Raw genomic sequence first — 14,971 nt, 5'->3', positions numbered from 1 at the left:
TGATTTGTATAACCTGGATTCTCAAATTAATTTTGCATATAGCGGTTCTCGATCCAGTAAGGTACAATTTTGACCTCTCTCCTAAAAGGAGAGAGGCTTTGAATTTTTCCCCCTTGACGAAGCGAGAAGGGGGTTAGGTCTATTTGCATACTTGTACCTCACCCGATTGAAAATGGCTATATTTCAAAATCTATCGTTTACCCAGAAAGAGAAATTGGATTGAGGATTGGGGACTCTTAAGTTATAGAGTAGAAAACAACCTTTCTCCGGTGGGGTGTACTTGTTGGATATAGTAGAATATTGCCGCAGGTAACTGTCCGTCGCCTCTTGGACTTAATCTTTGTGGGTGACTTCCTCCTCAGTTGCTACTACACTCAATGAATCGATCATGCAACCACCGATTTCAGTTGGCACTGTCTTGCAAAACCGTTACCGCATAATTCAAATTCTCGGACAAGGAGGATTTGGTAGAACCTATCTGGCAGAAGACCAGAGGCGCTTTAACGAACTTTGCGCGATCAAGGAATTGATTTCAACAGCAAGGTCGGCTTTGGCTTTGGAGAAGGCACAAGAGCTTTTTCACCGAGAAGCTGCCATTTTATATCAAATCGAACACCCACAAGTGCCGAAATTCCGGGAAAGATTTGAGCAAGACCAACGCTTATTTTTAGTGGAGGACTACGTTGCAGGTCAGACGTATCGAACTCTGCTAACTGAACGTCAAGCTGTTGGTCAAACTTTCACAGAGGCTGAAGTATTGCAGCTGATACAGATGTTGTTGCCTGTTTTAGAGCATATTCACAGTCGAGGGATTATTCACCGAGATATCTCGCCAGAAAACATTATTTTGCGAGATAGTGACGCAAAACCTGTGTTAATTGACTTTGGGGTGGTAAAAGAACTGGCAACGCGTTTACGATCGCCAGATAGTCCCCTGCCAGAAACCACCGTGGGAAAATTAGGCTACTCTCCTAGTGAACAAATGCAAACAGGGGGCGCTTACCCTAGTAGTGACTTGTATGCATTAGCGGTGAGTGCGATAGTTTTGCTGACTGGTAAAGAACCAAGCGATCTATTTGATCAAAACCAACTAACTTGGAATTGGCAGGGGTGGGCAAAAGTGAACCCGCGATTTGCTGTAGTGTTGAATCGAATGTTGAATCATCTACCGAGCGATCGCTATCAAAGTGCTGCTAGTGTATCTCAAGCACTACAACCTTTAGAGCAACTCAGTCCTCCTCCCCTAAATGCCTCTAACTTGCAGACAATGGCAGTTGGTCGCCGTCCTAACTTAGTACCACCAGCGGCTTCGCCCAAGAAACCCGATCCTGTGATTCCACCAAGTCCCACTAGCTCAGTTTTAGATAATCCCTTAGCGATCGCCGCAATTGGCACTGCTGTAGTGATCATCGCGGGATTCGGTTCTTGGACGCTGGTCAGTTCCATCCGCAGTCAGTCAAAACCATCACCAAGTGAGACGCTTCCACAAAATTTCCCTTCACCAGTGATTTCTGGTGGTACTACATTCACATCTACACCCACACCCACTAACGATCAACCTGTTCTATCTAGTAAGCCCCTCAATCTGGAAGCATCTAATAACACAGCCACAGTTAAAGATACTCTCAAAACAAATCAAATAATCAGGTACACTTTTTTTGGAGACAAAGGTGACAAGCTAACTGCGTTTATTGACCCAGGAAGCAACGTTTTGCTAACAGCCTTAAGTCCCAATCAACAAGCAATTGATATTAATGCCCAACAAGTAACAGCCTATCAAGGCATATTGCTGGTTACTGGTAGATATACTCTTGAGTTAACTCTGGTTCCAGGAGTTGCCGAAAGCAATTACAACCTCAATGTTGCATTAGAAAAACCAGTCAAAGCAACACCGACAGAGACACCTTTGCCAATTCCCACAGAAACACCTTTGCCAATTCCTACAGAGACACCTTTGCCAATTCCCACAGAAACACCTTTGCCAATTCCCACAGAGACACCCTTGCCAATTCCTACAGAGACACCTTTGCCAATTCCGACCCCTAGTGAAACGCCAACTTTGCCGCCTGCTGATGGAACACAACCATTTTCTGGGCAAAGAAATTAATGTTAAACACACTACTGATTACTGGAACTGATACGGAAGCTGGTAAAACTGTTTTAACAACAGCGTTAGCAGCTTATTGGCAAAAATATTACCCACAGCGTAGCTGGGGAATCATGAAACCGATTCAATCGGGGATTGGCGATCGCGAATGGTATCAAAAGCTATTTGTGCTAGAACAATCTGCTGAAGAAATTACACCTTTATACTTTCAAGCACCTTTAGCCCCTCCGATCGCAGCAGCACGAGAAAATCGCCGAGTAGATTTAGCAGTAGTTTGGCAAGCTTTGTCGAAGTTGCGATCGCAGCGTGATTTTGTACTTGTAGAAGCCTTGGGAGGGTTAGGTTCGCCAATAACTGAGGAATTAACGGTAGCTGATTTGGCGGGGGAATGGCGTTTACCAACGGTATTGGTAGTACCAGTTAGATTGGGTGCGATCGCTCAAGCAGTGGCAAATGTAGCATTAGCTAGACAATCGCGCGTCAATCTCAAAGGCATTGTTCTGAACTGCGTACAACCCCGAACAGATGCAGAAATAGCCGACTGGACACCATATCAATTGATTCAATCACTCACTAACACGCCAGTTTTAGGCTGCTTACCCTATCTAGATAACCTGACTGATTTAGATAAACTTGCTCAAATAGCATCAGATTTAGATTGGGAAACACTAACACTTGAAAATCATTAAATTGACTGTGAATTTTGACATACTCCCCGGCGTAAACGCACGGGCATTCTTCACGCTTCATCGACAGATACAACCGTTGTAGTTTTACTCCGTCTCGACGTGCATTTAGAGTCGTGGCAATGCCCTATCCCGACTTTTTCTATATTTTTCGCAGCGTTAGAGTCGCGCTCGTGTTCAATTCCGCAATTTAGACACTTAATCTCGCGTATCTTTAAATCAAGCTTGCCCCATCTGTAGCCGCATCCCGAACAAATTTGGCTCGTCGGCTCCCAACGACTAATAACAACAAACTCACGTCCAAACTTCTGAGATTTCGTCTCGCATAATGTCCGAAATTCATGCCATCCCTGAAGACTGATTGCTCTGGCAAGTTTGCGATTTTTCACCATCCCGGACACATTTAAATCTTCCAGAACGATAGTTTCGTTTTCACTAACGACTTTGGTTGATAATTTGTGCAAGAAGTATGAGCGAGTATCTGCAATTTCATTATGCAGCTTTGCAATTTTAATCCGAGTTCTATGCCTGTGCTTTGAGTCTTTAGGCTGACGTGCTAATTTCTTTTGTAATTTCCGAATTTTCCGATCAAGCTTAGAATAGATCGGACTCTCAGCCTTTGTACCATTACTCATAAAAGCAAAGGTCTTTATCCCCAAATCAACACCGACGCTTTGGTTTTTAGCATCAATATTCACTGGTTCGATATCAACTACAAAGCTTAAAAAGTAACGCTCACCGCAGTCTTTTATAATTGTGACTGAACTAGGTTGTGATGGCAATCGTCTTGACCATATAGGGATCACATTGCCTATTTTGGCTAAATAGACACTATCTTTATTGTTAAACCCCGCCCTTAAGGGCGAGGTCTTAATTGAAAAACCACGAAGGGTTAATCTAGCCGATTGCTGATTGGTCTTTTTCTTAAATCTAGGAATTCCAAGTTTTTTGCCTTTGCGCTTTCCTTTCAGGGAATCAAAGTAATTTTTGTAAGCTACTCCTAAATCTGCAACTGACTGTTGTAATGGCACAACAGAAACATCTGATAACCAACTGCGCTCTTCCGTTTTTTTCGCTTGAGTAATGAATAGTTTCTGCAAGTCTCCATTGCTAGGGAGTTTAAGAGAGTTTTTGCATAAAGCTAAAGCATCGTTCCAAACCACTCTCACGCAGCCAAACAGTTGAGCCAAGCTTTGGCGCTGTTGGTCAGTTGGGTAGAATCGATACTGATATCTAGCTTTCACTTTAATGTTTTTTATGATACTATATCTAGTATACCACCACGCAGAAGATTTTCTATGCCTTTTAAAGAAAAAAATGAATATTGTTGGAAACCTGAAACAGGCAACCGACTAGACAAGTCTCCTATCTGTTTTAAGGGAACAGAAGGACAGAGAGAAGCCTTAAAACATATTCCTGGATGGCAAAATGAACTAAGAAAATTTATAGATCAATTAATCAATAAAAAGCCGTCCTTTATGACGGGGCTTCAGACCCATTTTTTCGGTGAAGGTGAGGATTTTATTACCTGCGTAGGCGTAGACATCGCACCAACTCAATTAGGATACAGCAACATTTTTGAGGATAGTCATCGGCCCTTGGGCTTTGAGAATATCCATTTCTGCGGTGTTTCGCACTAGCAGGGCACCAGCGAATCCTAATGAATTCACAGAGATAGATTGGAAATGCTCCTGCGATCGCGGTACGATTAACATCCATTCTCGTGTCGCTAGCAGATTGTAAGCACCAGATTGCTTTGGATCTAAACCCACAGCATGACGCAAAGTGCGATAAACTTCCAGTGTTGCTTGGGCCCCTGCAAATGGCGATCGCACCCAATTGGAATTTAGTGATGCGAAAGCATGTACAAAAGGAAGTTTTGCTGAAGTTGGATTCGAGTTCTGAAATTGTGCTGATCTTAGCAAAGCTTCAATCGGTATTTGCAGCCCTGAAGGTGCAAGTGGTAGCGGCACTAATTGTAAGTGCTTGTGTCGCTGACTAGCACCTGCGCTTTTGCCACTGTTGTAAAATGCTAAACCATCGAAATCAGCCAAACACGCCCACATAGCCGTAAAATCTTCCAGGGTGAGTAAGCTTTCTTGTTCCTCGAAACCACGGGTGATGATTAGCAGATGATAATCAACAACATTGAATTTATTTAAAATACATACATGGGTATCGGAGATATCCGCTACAAATAAATCCTCTTCGTAGGGCAAAAAAGGATTAAACTCTTCGCCAGAAGTAGCAGATTGTTTTTCCTGTTTCTCCTTAGCTGCTTTTTTGCGATTCAGGTTAGACAAAATCCGCACCAAAAAGCGCACGCCATCCTGTTCAACAAATTCAAATTCTGTCGGAATCGACAGTAGCGCCCCGCATTGCAAAGCATGTTCAGTTCGTTCTTTAACACTTGTCCATAAAGTGCCAGGTTTAAGTAGGATTTTCCCCTGTGCCATTTTTATTCCTTCAGGCATGGTAAAGAGTACGCAGCGCTGTGCGTCTCTACGAATGACTATATTCCAATCCGGTTCAATAAAATACCAAAGCTTTCACAACAACGCAATACCTCCGCAACAAAACTGTCACAAATCATATCTACATTAGTAATACATCTAAATATCTTTCCAGACAGCAATGCAAAACGAATCTCGCGACAGAGAACACCCATCAAATAGCATTTCACATAACACTGCTGATGCCAAATATCATAAACCCTGGAAAAAGGCTGCCGCCTCTCTATCGCTGGTGCTGCTGGGATCAGGTATGACATTGGCAGGCGGCTATATGGCTGGACACTCTCAGCAGGTGTCTGAAAATGCATCTAATTTGGCAGTGAGTCGAGTAAATGCCGCTCCTCCATTGCCAGTTGCTACAGATCCTAACTTTGTTACCCAGGTGGTGCAAAAGGTCGGGACCGCAGTGGTACGAATTGACTCTTCCCGAACCGTAAAAACACAGTTACCAGATGAATTTAACGATCCACTCTTCCAACGCTTTTTTGGCTCTCAACTACCAGCACAACAGAATCACGTAGAACGGGGTACTGGTTCCGGTTTTATTATTAGTGCTGATGGTCGTATTCTGACCAACGCCCACGTAGTCGATGGTGCTGATACCGTGACAGTTACACTTAAGGATGGGCGTAGCTTTAAAGGTAAAGTGTTAGGAAAAGACGAGTTGACCGATGTTGCTGTTGTCAAGATTCAGGCAGACAATCTCCCGTTAGTAGCCTTGGGTAACTCTGATCAGCTGCAACCGGGAGAATGGGCGATCGCGATCGGCAATCCCCTTGGATTAGATAATACAGTAACTACCGGCATCATCAGTGCTACCGGACGCAGTAGCAATCAAATCGGCGCTCCCGATAAGCGAGTAGAGTATATTCAAACCGACGCAGCAATTAATCCCGGTAACTCCGGCGGCCCCCTACTAAATGCCCGTGGGGAAGTAATTGCGATGAATACAGCCATTATTCAAGGGGCACAAGGATTAGGCTTTGCTATTCCTATCAACACAGCACAACGCATTTCCAGTCAACTAATAGCTACAGGTAAAGTAGAACATCCTTATCTGGGAATTCAAATGGTGGGGTTAACACCTCAGCTAAAACAAAATATCAACTCAGATCCCAATAGCGGTTTGAATGTGAATGAAGATAAAGGTGTATTAGTTGTAAAAGTTGTACCAAATTCACCAGCTGCAAAAGCAGGGATACGTGCTGGTGACGTAATCCAAACGCTTGGTGGTCAAGCAGTCACAGATGCCAGCAGTGTCCAAAAGGCAGTAGAAAATAGTCAAGTCGGGAGCGATTTACGTATGGAATTACGTCGCAATGGGCAGAATCTTAACATAGCTGTGCAACCTGGTGCGTTCCCCACCCAAGTGCAATAAAAGTTTTGCTATCAATCAATAGAGTAAAAGTGAATTTTTAAAGGATGGGGATTGTGCCCGTCCTTTTTTTCAGGTGGCAAAATTGAGTTGCAGTAAGCGTATTGCCGTCAGGTAGGCACTGCCACAAACATCAAAATCGAACGGTTGAACTAATTACTTTTTTCACTACTGTATAGCTCTTTCCAGCCCGATTTTTTATTTGTCAAAGGAATTAATATTTTATGAAAAATTAATTTCTTTGATGTCAATATCATAAAAGGGAAGTTTGCGAATGAGTATTAAAAGAATGCTTGCTAGTGCAGCGCTGATTTTACCAATTGCTGTTACCTTTATTCCTTTTCAAGCCGATGCTCAGATCAGACAACCAGTTAGGCGATCGGTTCCAGCTAGAATAATCAGAAGACCATTGCGAGTTAGGGTTCATACCCCTGTTCAAGCGAGAAGGAGAATACTGCTTCCTGGACGTTGGGTGCAAACAAATCGTGGTCGCCACTGGATACCTGCTCGCTATGTATATAGATAAAAAGTCCTACAATTGCAAAAAAATATTGTCCATCAATATTGATTGCAGATTTCTTTTTTCATAGCTTTAGTTAGTGTTTAAAAATCCCCTTTAGAATATTTCTAAAGGGGGATTATTTCATATTTACAATAAATAGGTAGGCATAATTAAACATACAAAAAAATCCTAGTTTGTAGTAAGCGATTTATCGCTTCTTCAGATTTATTAAAACTCAAGTCTTAACTACAAACTTTAATTGATTTATGCCTAGCAATAAGTTGCAACTGAATTTTAAGCTAGAGCCACTGCTGGTTGCTGCCAGCGTCCCACTGCCTTACCAATTACTGCCAATTCTTGCATCAAGTTATCGAAACGGTCTGGTGTCAGGGATTGGGGCCCGTCAGATAAAGCTTTGGCAGGATTAGGGTGAACCTCTATCATCAGGGAATCTGTGCCAGCTGCGATCGCAGCCATTGCCATTGAAGGCACAAACTCAGACCAACCTACGCCGTGACTGGGGTCAATCATAATTGGCAGGTGAGTCAGCTTTCGCAACACTGGCACTACTGATAAATCCAGTGTATTTCGCGTATACTGACGGTCAAAGGTGCGTATTCCTCTTTCACACAAAATTACATTGGGATTGCCAGATGCCAAAATATACTCGGCTGCCATCAACCAATCTTCAATAGTAGCCGCCATTCCTCGCTTCAACAGAACTGGTTTCGGCTGCGCTCCCACTTTTTTGAGCAAGGAGAAATTCTGCATATTTCTTGCCCCCACCTGAATCACGTCAGCAACTTCCGCAATTTTATCCAGGTCTGCGGCATCCATCACTTCTGTAATAATACCTAGTCCGCTGACTTCCCGCGCCTTCGCCAACAAATCCAAAGCACTCTCGCCGTGCCCTTGGAAGGCATAAGGTGAAGTCCGGGGTTTGTATGCCCCTCCCCGCAAAAATGCGGCTCCAGCAGCCTTGACGCGCCGCGCCGTCTCCACAATCATTTCTTCATTTTCTACGGAGCAGGGGCCGGCAACAACAACTAAAGGCTGGTGTTCGCCAAATACCACCGCTCCATTAGGAGTATTAACCACCACATCCGAAGCTTCGCCGTGGCGGTACTGACGGCTAGCTCGTTTGTAAGGCTGTTCTACGCGCAATACCTGCTCAATCCAGGGGCTAAGTTCCTGAATCTGTAGTGGATCTAAGTTGGCGGTTTCACCTACTAGACCAATAACTACTTTGTGTTGACCAACAATTTTTTCTGGAGTTAGCCCCCAGCTAGTTAATTCCTCATCAATGCGGTTTATTTCCGCTTCTGGGGAACCACTTTTCATTACTATAATCATCTGAAAGTTCCTGATTAATTAATTGAGTAAAATTTTCTGTACATAGGCTAACTTTATTGTTGCCTATTAGCCTAATTACAAATAGTTAAAAATAAAATTTGTTTACAAAATGAATAGACAAAATGTAGCGCTCAGTCAGTATTGTTACTGCTAAATAACTAGATATGGGGTATAAAAAGGATTATATAATTTTAATTAGCAATGTTGAAGTTATAAAATTTCAACTTCAACATTCACTTTTTCATTTACCCAATATCACAGTTACTTAATACCTGAGCGCCGTTCATTATAAGTTTTTTTGCCGAGTTTCGCGCCAAGCTGCCACCATTCGTCCCCAATTGGTGTTGAACTCACCCAAACCCAGCAAACTTCCGACTTTTTCTTCATCCCAAGAGGCAGAGAGAACGCCATAAGTTATCCCTAAAACCCCCAAACCAAATAATCCCATGTTCACCAATAACACGGCGATGGGAGGTAGTTGGATGTCGGAGTAGATAGCAAGCAGATAGCTAACAACCAAGGCGCTAATGCCCAAAGCTGTTGGTACACCACAGAACCCTGCTACCCGTCGGATCATCCGCTGGCTGACTACTTGGGGGATTGCCATCTGTTGTTTGGTATAAACCACTTTTTTATCAGCCTGTTTGACGGATTCTTGGGGCTGTGCTGCTGGTTTACTTTGAGTTTTTGCGGGTTTTTGGCGCTTTTTGTTCGGTTCAAAGGGCAAACGACTGCGTTCAGATTCTTCAGCAGACATAAGCGGTAGTCCTATCCACGAATACCGAGACGAGCAATTAAAGCTTGATATTTTTCCCGGCTTTCTTGCGATATATAAGCTAGAAGACGCTTGCGCTGACCGATTAGCTTCAACAGTCCCCGTCGGGAAGAATGATCTTTTTTATTTGCCTGGAGATGTTCGCTGAGGCGGTTAATGCGCTCAGTTAGCATGGCAACTTGGACATCGGCCGAGCCAGTGTCAGTTTCGTGAACTTGGTAGTTGGAAATTATTTCTTGTTTCCGCAGTTGCGTGAGGGCCATGGTCGATTCAGTTTCTAGTTTTTCTAAATGTATGCAGCAGTCTCCTATAATATCACAGCCCTCAAGCTGGATGTGGAATGACCTTGGAAGTAATATTTGTACTTTTTAATACTAGGTTTCAGAGGGTAACTCTCGGTATACTTCATTTCAATCCCTAATAGGGATTTTATAGGAATCATATTTGATTTCTGAAAAAATCTCGGTAGTCTTGTAGTGAACTGTCATGGCTTTACAGCACTTCCGGCAGCTATGAGGTACATCATCAAAGCTGAAAGCTATGCTAGGAGAGGGGCAAGAAGAAAAACTGTATTGCATAATAGCGGGAAGCGCTGTAATGTTGCAAAAAATTGTAGGTTGGGTGGAGGCTTTGCGTAACCCAACATCCTGATATATGTTGGGTTACGCAAAGCCTCCACCCAACCTACGTCTACGTCTACGTCTAATGCACTATTAAAGCCTAGACAGTCCACTACGTACATTTCAAAAATCAAATACTAGTCCTATAGTTGATTGCGATTGAGCATTTAAGAGATATGCTCAAAACCAGAATTGTTTCAATCCCTAATAGGGATTTTAGTTGATTGCGATGAAGATGTATTAGATGTTTCTATTCAGGAATCTTGGGTTTCAATCCCTAATAGGGATTTTAGTTGATTGCGATTCTAATTTGTTTACTGGTTAATCGTTATTGACTGTTTCAATCCCTAATAGGGATTTTAGTTGATTGCGATTCTTAAGACTCGCAATAGAGAGAAAGATAATTATGTTTCAATCCCTAATAGGGATTTTAGTTGATTGCGATCCAATCTTCGATGGTGATTCTGCAAAATATTATAAGTTTCAATCCCTAATAGGGATTTTAGTTGATTGCGATGTAAAGGGCGGTTCTTTATTAGCATCAAAGAAAAGTTTCAATCCCTAATAGGGATTTTAGTTGATTGCGATGTATAAGTTTTGATTGTGTGTGTTCAAAGGTAGTGTTTCAATCCCTAATAGGGATTTTAGTTGATTGCGATTATATAGATAAAGAGATGAATTCTTGCCACATTTAAGTTTCAATCCCTAATAGGGATTTTAGTTGATTGCGATGATAAGCATATTGAAGCTGTGAAGTCTGCTTTAAAGTTTCAATCCCTAATAGGGATTTTAGTTGATTGCGATTCGCCTCTCTAGTTATGCCGCATCAATATACCCGTTTCAATCCCTAATAGGGATTTTAGTTGATTGCGATTCTTTTTCGTTTCTTTTTCTGGGCATAACCTTCATGTTTCAATCCCTAATAGGGATTTTAGTTGATTGCGATGCTAAAGAAGCGTGGAATAAGTTATTAAGGCAAGTAGGTTTCAATCCCTAATAGGGATTTTAGTTGATTGCGATGTGTTTCTTAGTTTCTCAATAGTACTGTAGGTAGCTGTTTCAATCCCTAATAGGGATTTTAGTTGATTGCGATCTGTCTGGGTTTCGTGGTTGAGAGTATTTTGCTGTTTCAATCCCTAATAGGGATTTTAGTTGATTGCGATAATACAGGCTCATCAGTAGTTCCGATCGCAGTGCTGTTTCAATCCCTAATAGGGATTTTAGTTGATTGCGATTTCAGGTATTGTTGGCACAGTTATCGAAAAACTGGTTTCAATCCCTAATAGGGATTTTAGTTGATTGCGATATTCCCAGCTCTCTTGCTTTAGCTATGCGATCTGAGCGTTTCAATCCCTAATAGGGATTTTAGTTGATTGCGATGTGTTTACCGCATCTGAAGCGCTAGTGAGATGGGTAAAGGTTTCAATCCCTAATAGGGATTTTAGTTGATTGCGATAAAAATAGATTTGAATAAATCAGGGGTTCAAATTTCTGTTTCAATCCCTAATAGGGATTTTAGTTGATTGCGATAAAGTAATTCTGGGTTATCAAGAGCAGAGTAGTAAAGTTTCAATCCCTAATAGGGATTTTAGTTGATTGCGATTTTAGCATTTGAAACGACCAGGGGGTTGTCCCAGTCAAGTTTCAATCCCTAATAGGGATTTTAGTTGATTGCGATATAAGAGTTTCAAGTGATTTATCCATAGCAGGTAGTTTCAATCCCTAATAGGGATTTTAGTTGATTGCGATTTGACATTAAATGAATAACAGCCCCGATACTTCAGTTTCAATCCCTAATAGGGATTTTAGTTGATTGCGATGGGATGTCTTCTGTTTGTGTCTCGTAGTCCTTATCGTTTCAATCCCTAATAGGGATTTTAGTTGATTGCGATTGCCCCTAAACTTTGGCAAGATGGGAAAGTTTTAGGTTTCAATCCCTAATAGGGATTTTAGTTGATTGCGATCGCGGGCCTCTGAAAGCCCTGTGTTATTTTGTTTTCAAGGTTCAATAGCGCGAATGGAAAAATCATAACATAAAGAGTGGTAATTGTGCTAACTGTAAATAACTGAAAGTCAGTATACATAAGGTGCGCGGATGGTTTAAAGAAGCTACAACCCTCAAATCCTTGCATATAGGGCAATTCAGCCATTTTTGTATTCACCCCTTCTCCAACACCTACCCATCCGCGCATTTAGCGAAAAACTAATCCGATTGGAAAGCTGTTTACTGTAGATATCCGACTCGATTAGGTCAGCTGACTTTAGGGTGATGCCCACGCCTACGTAATTCCAGCATCCCCATGACTAACCTTATTTGGCAACGTCTTCAAAGTCTGTGATCGCACAAGCAAATTCTCTAAAAGCTGTTTTAATCAGAACCTCTTTCGTTCCTCTTTCCAGGGAAGAATTGCGTATGAGGTCTGTTAATTCTATGAACAACAGAGAAAACATAAAACGATCTTGGCGGTCAACTTGTTTCAAGCAAGACGATATAAACTGATAAAGCTCTGTTTTTCTGGGTTTGGTTTGTTCATCCCATATTTGCAACCCAAGCCGAAAAGTTCTCAAACGGATTTCATTGGTGTTGTATGACGCGTCTTTGTAGCGGACTGATACGCGTTGAGGTATTTCCATGAGTTTTAGCTATACATATTCAATGTAAAGTAATTATTCACTTATATTTTGGCTCAACCGGAAAAATCTGATGTTTTGCACCAATCGCAACAGCCGCCAGATGTTAGAAACGAATGACTTGCGTGGAATATAGACAGTTAGTAGGGTAGCACAGATGTGCTACCCTACGATCATCAATTTAGAGGATACCCCAGAAATGGAGTAGCCCTTGACCAGAAAAAGCTTCAATCAAAATCGCAGATAAAAAACCAATCATTGCAAGACGACCGTTCCAATTTTCACTCTGAGGAGTGAAGCCAAAACGTACAGCATTAGGATCTTCTGAAACGATAGGCGCAGGATTCTTAAAACCTGACATGAGCATAACTCCAAAGTTTAAGTGTTGTAACAGTTGTAACTGTCTGTAAAGTAATGTAACAAATCTTTAAAAGAATGCAAGATTGATAGCAATACCTTTTTTGCGATATCTCATTCAGGGGCTATGAGACTTAACTGTAAATTGCATTGAGAAAGACTTGTGTATACAACCATAGGCAAGCTTTTAGAGGAGACAAAGCGTAGCTGTAGCTTTGCCTCTTTGGTGGGGTTCTTAAAATTACGCCGGATAAATCCGTAATCTTCTATTTGGTTCTTCGCCAAAACTATGCGACTTGAGGCGATAATGTTCTACCAACTCATGTTGCATTTTGCGGACTTGGGGAGAACGCGGCAATAACTCGACTGGCTGTCCTTTCGGAATCACAATTTGCTCAACAGCAAGTCTAGCTTCTTCAAGAGCATCCATCTCATCATCGCTACCATTGTGCAAAAACAGTTGCAGTTCTAGGTCATCGGCCATTTCTGGGTCGTCGATGTTCAGCAACCGCCGCAAACCACGGGTAATTTGGGGAATGGTGCTGGACTTAATCATGTGGATGGGTACATGACGGGCTTTGGCCATTTGGCGTAATTTGGCGTGGTTTTTGACGTGCGATCGCAGTGCTAAAATTGCATCGGCACTATCTATATCTTTTGTCAATACCACGGGCAAAGTTAGCACGCTAATCACCTGTTCCAGTTGGTGGCGGCTAACCCCATAAGGGTAAACGTGCAGTGGCAAATCTTCACCATTCGGCCCTGGCTGTCTGGTAGCAGCAGCCAAATCAATGCTTTCAGAATAATTGAAAGATTCATCTAGCAAACGATCAAACTCACTGCGCCCAGTCACCCGCTCTACAGGCAATTGCGGCAGTGCTACCATTTGTCCAGATGAACGCCAGCCATTAGACGGTCGTGCCGGTGCGAAAGATTCTTCCACTGTCCCTAGCTGTCCACCGCGACCATTGACAACAGCTAACTGGCGTGTAACACCGACTTTGCCCTGGTCATCAACGGTTCTCGTTTGTGGACTAGGCTGACGCCCCCGCAACAGATTATCTACGGAGTCAGCAACGCTTTCGTGTACTGTCCAGCGTTGGCGTTCCAACATTTCCACAGCAATTTCAAAGGTAGGCGGGGCTTTACGCTCCAAAACAGTCTTTTGAGAGCCTCGCCGTCTGGCTTCATCGTCTCCCAGCGTCACAGCTTGGATACCCCCAACTAAATCAGCCAGGGTGGGGTTTTTAATTAGGTTTTCGATCTGATTCCCGTGGGCAGTACCCACCAACTGTACACCCCGTTCCGCAATGGTACGAGCCGCTAAAGCTTCCAGTTCCGTACCAATTTCATCAATGACAATTACTTCTGGCATGTGGTTTTCCACTGCCTCAATCATCACCTGATGCTGTTGATCTGGATGAGCTACTTGCATCCGCCGAGCGCGACCAATGGCGGGGTGGGCAACATCACCATCCCCAGCGATTTCATTGGAGGTGTCAATAATCACCACTCGCTTATGCAGATCATCCGCCAAAACACGGGCAATCTCCCGTAAGGCAGTAGTTTTGCCCACGCCTGGACGCCCCAGCATGAGAATCGATTTACCAGTTTCTACCAAATCGCGGATCATGCCAATGGTTCCGAATACCGCCCGACCAACGCGACAGGTCAAGCCAATAATCTTACCAGTGCGGTTGCGAATGGCGCTGATCCGATGCAAAGTTTGCTCAATTCCTGCCCGATTATCTCCGCCAAAGATTCCGACTCGTTGAATACAATCATCTATCTGTTCTTGAGTAACGGGTACTTCGCTCAAATACTCAGCTTGATTAGGAAAGCGAGCCTCTGGGCGACGACCCAAATCTAAGACCACTTCTACTAAACTATCTCGTTTGGGATGACTCTCTAGTGCTTGTCGCAGGTCTTGGGGCAAAATGTCTAATAACTTTTGGAGATCGTCTGTAATCGTCATGCTTTCTATGGTGACGTTTTTAGAGATAGCGAGGACGTTTGCGTGCAGGAGAACCCGCCCTGAGTAATTTTCCGAAC

The 14,971-nt window shown here is 42.9% G+C and carries 12 protein-coding genes and 1 CRISPR repeat array; of the genes, 4 read left to right on the top strand and 8 right to left on the bottom strand.

The features are described from left to right. Nucleotides 1–388: 388 nt before the first annotated feature. Both V7K62_RS22980 and bioD read left to right on the top strand, forming a co-directional pair. Nucleotides 389–2,107: a protein kinase domain-containing protein gene (locus V7K62_RS22980; RefSeq protein WP_334868154.1), complete on the top strand. Its 1,719-nt coding sequence runs from the start codon at nucleotides 389–391 to the stop codon at nucleotides 2,105–2,107. Then, a complete protein-coding gene (bioD, locus tag V7K62_RS22975; protein WP_334868152.1) occupies nucleotides 2,107–2,796 on the top strand; it encodes a dethiobiotin synthase in 690 nt (229 codons plus the stop codon). Before V7K62_RS22980 ends, bioD begins: the two co-directional genes overlap by 1 nt. 50 nt (nucleotides 2,797–2,846) lie before the next feature. Here bioD and V7K62_RS22970 read toward each other — a convergent pair whose 3' ends face one another. Beyond that, nucleotides 2,847–4,037: an RNA-guided endonuclease InsQ/TnpB family protein gene (locus V7K62_RS22970; protein WP_334868150.1), complete on the bottom strand. Its 1,191-nt coding sequence runs from the start codon at nucleotides 4,035–4,037 to the stop codon at nucleotides 2,847–2,849. A 315-nt stretch (nucleotides 4,038–4,352) separates the two neighbouring features. Beyond that, the gene (locus V7K62_RS22965; protein ID WP_334868193.1) at nucleotides 4,353–5,249 is read right to left on the bottom strand and encodes an ATP adenylyltransferase family protein; all 897 of its coding nucleotides are present in this window, start codon (nucleotides 5,247–5,249) and stop codon (nucleotides 4,353–4,355) included. 178 nt (nucleotides 5,250–5,427) lie between these two features. Between V7K62_RS22965 and V7K62_RS22960 the strand changes: the two genes are divergently transcribed. After that, nucleotides 5,428–6,684 (top strand): HhoA/HhoB/HtrA family serine endopeptidase, encoded by a 1,257-nt coding sequence (locus V7K62_RS22960; RefSeq protein ID WP_334868148.1) that lies wholly within the window; start codon nucleotides 5,428–5,430, stop codon nucleotides 6,682–6,684. Nucleotides 6,685–6,955: 271 nt separating this feature from the next. Continuing rightward, nucleotides 6,956–7,207 carry a hypothetical protein gene (locus V7K62_RS22955; protein ID WP_334868146.1) on the top strand — a complete coding sequence of 84 codons (252 nt, stop codon included), beginning with the start codon at nucleotides 6,956–6,958 and terminating at the stop codon, nucleotides 7,205–7,207. Nucleotides 7,208–7,477: 270 nt separating this feature from the next. On the opposite strand, the gene aroF is transcribed toward V7K62_RS22955, so the two are convergent. The 6 genes from aroF to V7K62_RS22925 all read right to left on the bottom strand — a co-directional run bounded on the left by aroF (nucleotide 7,478) and on the right by V7K62_RS22925 (nucleotide 14,894). Continuing rightward, complete coding sequence (gene aroF, locus V7K62_RS22950) at nucleotides 7,478–8,536, bottom strand: 3-deoxy-7-phosphoheptulonate synthase (RefSeq protein WP_334868144.1); 1,059 nt, start codon at nucleotides 8,534–8,536, stop codon at nucleotides 7,478–7,480. Nucleotides 8,537–8,822: 286 nt separating this feature from the next. Continuing rightward, nucleotides 8,823–9,293 carry a PAM68 family protein gene (locus V7K62_RS22945; RefSeq protein ID WP_334868142.1) on the bottom strand — a complete coding sequence of 157 codons (471 nt, stop codon included), beginning with the start codon at nucleotides 9,291–9,293 and terminating at the stop codon, nucleotides 8,823–8,825. Between the two features lie 11 nt (nucleotides 9,294–9,304). Beyond that, nucleotides 9,305–9,574, bottom strand: a complete 270-nt coding sequence (gene rpsO, locus V7K62_RS22940) for a 30S ribosomal protein S15 (RefSeq protein ID WP_041565894.1) — start codon at nucleotides 9,572–9,574, stop codon at nucleotides 9,305–9,307. A 551-nt stretch (nucleotides 9,575–10,125) separates the two neighbouring features. Next, a CRISPR array of direct repeats spans nucleotides 10,126–11,895; the repeat unit is 37 nt; unit sequence GTTTCAATCCCTAATAGGGATTTTAGTTGATTGCGAT. Nucleotides 11,896–12,241: 346 nt separating this feature from the next. Continuing rightward, nucleotides 12,242–12,565 (bottom strand): hypothetical protein, encoded by a 324-nt coding sequence (locus V7K62_RS22935; RefSeq protein WP_251957739.1) that lies wholly within the window; start codon nucleotides 12,563–12,565, stop codon nucleotides 12,242–12,244. Nucleotides 12,566–12,743: 178 nt separating this feature from the next. Beyond that, the gene (locus V7K62_RS22930; protein ID WP_190892099.1) at nucleotides 12,744–12,923 is read right to left on the bottom strand and encodes a chlorophyll a/b-binding protein; all 180 of its coding nucleotides are present in this window, start codon (nucleotides 12,921–12,923) and stop codon (nucleotides 12,744–12,746) included. A 237-nt stretch (nucleotides 12,924–13,160) separates the two neighbouring features. Then, complete coding sequence (locus tag V7K62_RS22925) at nucleotides 13,161–14,894, bottom strand: R3H domain-containing nucleic acid-binding protein (RefSeq protein WP_334868191.1); 1,734 nt, start codon at nucleotides 14,892–14,894, stop codon at nucleotides 13,161–13,163. Nucleotides 14,895–14,971 lie beyond the last annotated feature (77 nt).

The sequence above is a fragment of the Nostoc sp. genome, assembly GCF_036917935.1.
Taxonomy (GTDB): domain Bacteria; phylum Cyanobacteriota; class Cyanobacteriia; order Cyanobacteriales; family Nostocaceae; genus Nostoc.
The sequence above is the reverse complement of the archived record's forward strand: the minus strand, read 5'-3'. Positions and strand labels throughout refer to the sequence as shown.

Excerpts from the sequence above, each read along its gene's own strand:
- bioD (WP_334868152.1), top strand. The coding sequence starts at position 2,107 with ATGTTAAACACACTACTGATTACTGGAACTGATACGGAAGCTGGTAAA.
- V7K62_RS22930 (WP_190892099.1), bottom strand. The coding sequence starts at position 12,923 with ATGTCAGGTTTTAAGAATCCTGCGCCTATCGTTTCAGAAGATCCTAAT.
- rpsO (WP_041565894.1), bottom strand. The coding sequence starts at position 9,574 with ATGGCCCTCACGCAACTGCGGAAACAAGAAATAATTTCCAACTACCAA.
- V7K62_RS22965 (WP_334868193.1), bottom strand. The coding sequence starts at position 5,249 with ATGGCACAGGGGAAAATCCTACTTAAACCTGGCACTTTATGGACAAGT.
- V7K62_RS22980 (WP_334868154.1), top strand. The coding sequence starts at position 389 with ATGCAACCACCGATTTCAGTTGGCACTGTCTTGCAAAACCGTTACCGC.
- V7K62_RS22955 (WP_334868146.1), top strand. The coding sequence starts at position 6,956 with ATGAGTATTAAAAGAATGCTTGCTAGTGCAGCGCTGATTTTACCAATT.
- V7K62_RS22960 (WP_334868148.1), top strand. The coding sequence starts at position 5,428 with ATGCAAAACGAATCTCGCGACAGAGAACACCCATCAAATAGCATTTCA.
- V7K62_RS22935 (WP_251957739.1), bottom strand. The coding sequence starts at position 12,565 with ATGGAAATACCTCAACGCGTATCAGTCCGCTACAAAGACGCGTCATAC.
- V7K62_RS22925 (WP_334868191.1), bottom strand. The coding sequence starts at position 14,894 with ATGACGATTACAGACGATCTCCAAAAGTTATTAGACATTTTGCCCCAA.
- aroF (WP_334868144.1), bottom strand. The coding sequence starts at position 8,536 with ATGATTATAGTAATGAAAAGTGGTTCCCCAGAAGCGGAAATAAACCGC.
- V7K62_RS22945 (WP_334868142.1), bottom strand. The coding sequence starts at position 9,293 with ATGTCTGCTGAAGAATCTGAACGCAGTCGTTTGCCCTTTGAACCGAAC.